The organism is Mangrovicoccus sp. HB161399 (assembly GCF_013184745.1).
In the GTDB taxonomy this organism is placed as follows: Bacteria; Pseudomonadota; Alphaproteobacteria; order Rhodobacterales; family Rhodobacteraceae; genus Mangrovicoccus.
Genome location: NZ_JAATVU010000167.1, coordinates 1 through 3,551 on the forward strand (window position 1 = coordinate 1; position 3,551 = coordinate 3,551).

At 69.0% G+C, this 3,551-nt stretch carries 3 protein-coding genes; all 3 read right to left on the bottom strand.

The annotated features are described in order from the left end of the window. Positions 1–154 precede the first annotated feature (154 nt). Positions 155–2,059: a TRAP transporter fused permease subunit gene (locus HCC78_RS31725; RefSeq protein ID WP_172332693.1), complete on the bottom strand. Its 1,905-nt coding sequence runs from the start codon at positions 2,057–2,059 to the stop codon at positions 155–157. 89 nt (positions 2,060–2,148) lie between these two features. Further along, positions 2,149–3,123, bottom strand: coding sequence for a TAXI family TRAP transporter solute-binding subunit (locus tag HCC78_RS31730; protein ID WP_172332694.1), 975 nt, complete (start codon positions 3,121–3,123; stop codon positions 2,149–2,151). An 82-nt stretch (positions 3,124–3,205) separates the two neighbouring features. Beyond that, on the bottom strand, positions 3,206–3,551 hold a 346-nt coding region (locus HCC78_RS31735), incomplete at its 5' end, for an NAD(P)/FAD-dependent oxidoreductase (protein ID WP_172332695.1).

Here is a 3,551-nt window from a genome sequence, read left to right on the forward strand (position 1 = left end):
CATGATCTTCGCGGTGAGGTCGAAATAGTTGCAGTCCTCGTCGAGCCACAGGTCGATGAGACGGTCCACTTTGCGCATGTCGATCAGCATGGGAGTCCTTTTATGCGTATTGTGCGTATTGTGCATAGCTGAAGGAAGTCTGGAACGGCGCGCCTCACGGCGAAGCCAGTTGCCGGGCGCGGCGCTGCCGCATCAGCAGGAGACAGGCCAGCCCGAGCGCCAGCCCGGCGGCCTTGGCCTCGAGCCAGGGCAGCAGCAGCAGGAGCCCGGCGGCGATCATGCCCCAGCCCTGGAGTTTCGCGATCCTGCGGCAGGTTTCCGCGCCGAACGCGATGGCGATGCCGCCGAGGATGACCGCCAGGGCGCCGGCGGCATTGGCGGGCGAGGCCAGCGGCGCCAGCACGCCGGGATTGGCGATGAAGGCGAAGGGCATCAGGAAGGCGGTGACGGCAAGCTGCATCGCCTCGAGCGAGATGCGGATCGGGTTGGCATCGGCAATCGCCGCCGCGGCGAAGGAGGCCACCGCAACCGGGGGCGTCATCGCCGAGAGCACCGCGTAGTAGAGGATGAACATGTGCACCGCCATCAGCGGCAGGCCGAGATCGTTGACCAGCGTCGGCGCGACCAGCACCGCCGCCAGCACGTAGGCCGAGGGCGTCGGCATGCCGAGGCCGAGGATGATCGTCACCAGTGCCGACAGGAGCAGCACCGGGAAGGTGCCGTCGCCGACCAGGTCGAAGGCGATGACGGAGAACTTGGAGGCGAGCCCGGTCATGGTGATCCCGCCGACCACCAGCCCGGCCGCCGCGCAGGCGCCGGTCACGCCGATCATCCGCACCGTGGTCTCGGAGAGCACGTCGAGCGTGGCCATCAGTCCCAGCCGCGACCCGCGCCGGGCCAGCGCCACCAGCCAGACCAGGCCGGAGGCGGCCACTGCGGTCATCGTCGGCGAGTAGTGCATCACCAGCATCGTGGTCATGCCGAGCAGCGGGATCAGGTAGGGCCAGCCCGAAGCCATCACCTTGCCGAGCTGCGGCACGTCCTCGGCGGCAAGCGGCTCCAGTCCCAGCGTCTCGGCGCGCATGTGCACCTGGACGTAGATGCCGACGTAGTAGACCAGCGCCGGCACGATCGCCGCGAAGCAGATCGCGAGATAGTCCAGCCCGGTGACCTCGGCCATGATGAAGGCGGCGGACCCCATGACCGGGGGCAGGAGGCTGCCGCCGGTGGAGGCCGCCACCTCGGTGCCCGCGGCCATCTCGGGGCGGTAGCCGAGCTTCCGCATCATGGGAATGGTGATCGAGCCGGTGGCGACCACGTCCGAAGTCGGGCTGCCGGACATCGTGCCGAAGAGCGCGGAGGAGACCACGGCCACCTTGGCCGGGCCGCCGGGACTGCGCCCGGTCAGCGCTGCGGAGAGGCCGAAGAAGAAGGCGCCGCCGCCCGCCCGTTCGAGGATCGTGCCGAAGAGCACGAAGAGGAAGGCATAGGTCGCGGCCACCTTGACCGGGGTGCCGAACAGCCCGTCGGAGGTATAGACGTTGATGTCGACGAAATGGCCGGGCGAGATGTAGCCATGGCCCAACGCCCCGTCGATCCGGTCTCCGAGCAGGTTGTAGGCGATGAAGCCCAGCACCAGGAGCATCAGGAACATGCCGACCGTGCGCCGGGCGATCTCCAGCGTCAGCAGCACCAGGATCCCGGCGAACAGGAACTGGTGCCAGCTCAGCGGCGTGAGCAGAGAGATCCGCTCGGCCGTGTCGGGGATGTGGATGATGAAATAGGCGGCGGAGGCCGCCGCCGCCGCCGCCAGCACCCAGTCGAGCGGCGAAGGCCTGTCCGAGGGCGATCGCGGCGAGGCCGCCACCAGCAGGAAGGAGGGCACCAGGATCAGCGACAGGAAGATGATCGTCATCGCCAGCGAGTCCACCCGCAGCCAGGTCGCCGCCGACAGGACCCAGCCCGCGACGCCGGCGCAGTAGAGCTTCAGCGGCATTGCCAGCGGGCCGGACGGCGTCCTCCGGGGGCTGGTGTCGAACAGGGAGGCGAGCAGGCGCATGGAACTCCTTCGCGGTGTCTGGCAGCAATTCGGATGGCCCCGTCCGGGGCGGGACGGTCCCCCGCGTCGCCGCGGAGGACCCGCAGGCGTCACTCGGCGCCGCCGTAGATCGCGGCCGCTTCCGGGACGTACTCCATCACGTCGAGCGAGGCGGCGAATTCCGGGGTGAATCCGCCCATCGCGGCATGGACTTCGGCGATCTTGCCGGAATGGTCCTTGATGGCCTTCAGCACCAGCTCCAGCATTGCCGGATCGGCATCCATCGGGGCGACGATGCCGGCCCGCGCGCCGAAGGTCTGGACGTCATGGTCGAGCCAGGGATAGTCGCCCGCCTTGATGGTGACCGGCTGGGAGCCGTATTCCGCGCCCATCGCTTCGACCACTTCCGCGGGCACCGAGAGCAGCGTCATCGGATGCGCCTGGGCGATCGCCTCCACCGCGGAAGTGCCGATGAAGGTGGCGTTGACCCACATGTCGGCGCGGCCGTCGGTCATCAGGTCCTGGGCGCCGCCGCTGCCCTCGAACTGCACCGAGCCGCCGTCCTTTTCGATCTGGCCGTAGCTGACGCCGACCTTCGCCAGCGACTCCTCCAGCAGGATCGCGGGCAGGATGCCCCGGCGGTTCGACACCAGGTCGAGCGGCGCGCCGCTGTCCTTGAGGTCGGCGATGGAGGCCAGCCCGTATTCGTCGGCAAATCCCTTGTCGACGAGGAAATGCATCGGCGCCTTGTCGTACATCAGCGCCACCGCCCCGATGCCTTCGACCGGCGCCTGGAACGGCGCGGCGCCCTTCTTCGCGATCAGCGCTTCGCCGACATGGACGATGCCGAGGTCGCAGCCGCCGGATTTCAGCTGGGCAATGTTGGCGAAGCCGCCCGAGGAGGTCTGGTAGGTCACGGTGGAGTCCGGATCCTCGGCCCGAACGGCGGCATCGAGCCCGACGCCGATGAGGCTCCACAGCCCGCCCGGGGAGGCGCCGCAGAGGGTGATGTTCTCCGCCTGGGCGGAGGCCGAGGCGAGGGCGGCGCAAGTGCCGACAAGCGCGGTGGCGAGATGCCGTTTCATGATCGTACTCCTGTTGGTCTGCAGTTATCGGTGCTGCTTTGCGCAGCTTTCTTGCCGGTGCCGCCGCGGCCCGGCGGCCGCGTCAGCCCAGGTCCGCTTCCAGGGGCTCATAGGCATAGACCCATGCCGGGTCCTCGGGCTGCTTGAGCCAGGTGTTGGCGTTGGAGATCGCCTGCACCTTCGTCGCGCGCTCCTTGCGGGTGCGCTCGTACATGCCGAAGGCCGTCGCGTAGTCCGCCGTCCCGGTCTCCGACAGGCAGCGCGCCAGGACGGCCGCATCCTCGATCGCCATGCAGGCGCCCTGCGCCATGTGCGGCCGCATCGGGTGGCAGGCGTCGCCGATCATCACCAGCCGCCCGCGCGACCACAGCCCCATCGGGTCGCGGTTCCAGAACGGCCACTTGGTCACCTCGCCGGTGGCGTCGATC

Excerpts from the sequence above, each read along its gene's own strand:
- HCC78_RS31730 (WP_172332694.1), bottom strand. The coding sequence starts at position 3,123 with ATGAAACGGCATCTCGCCACCGCGCTTGTCGGCACTTGCGCCGCCCTC.
- HCC78_RS31725 (WP_172332693.1), bottom strand. The coding sequence starts at position 2,059 with ATGCGCCTGCTCGCCTCCCTGTTCGACACCAGCCCCCGGAGGACGCCG.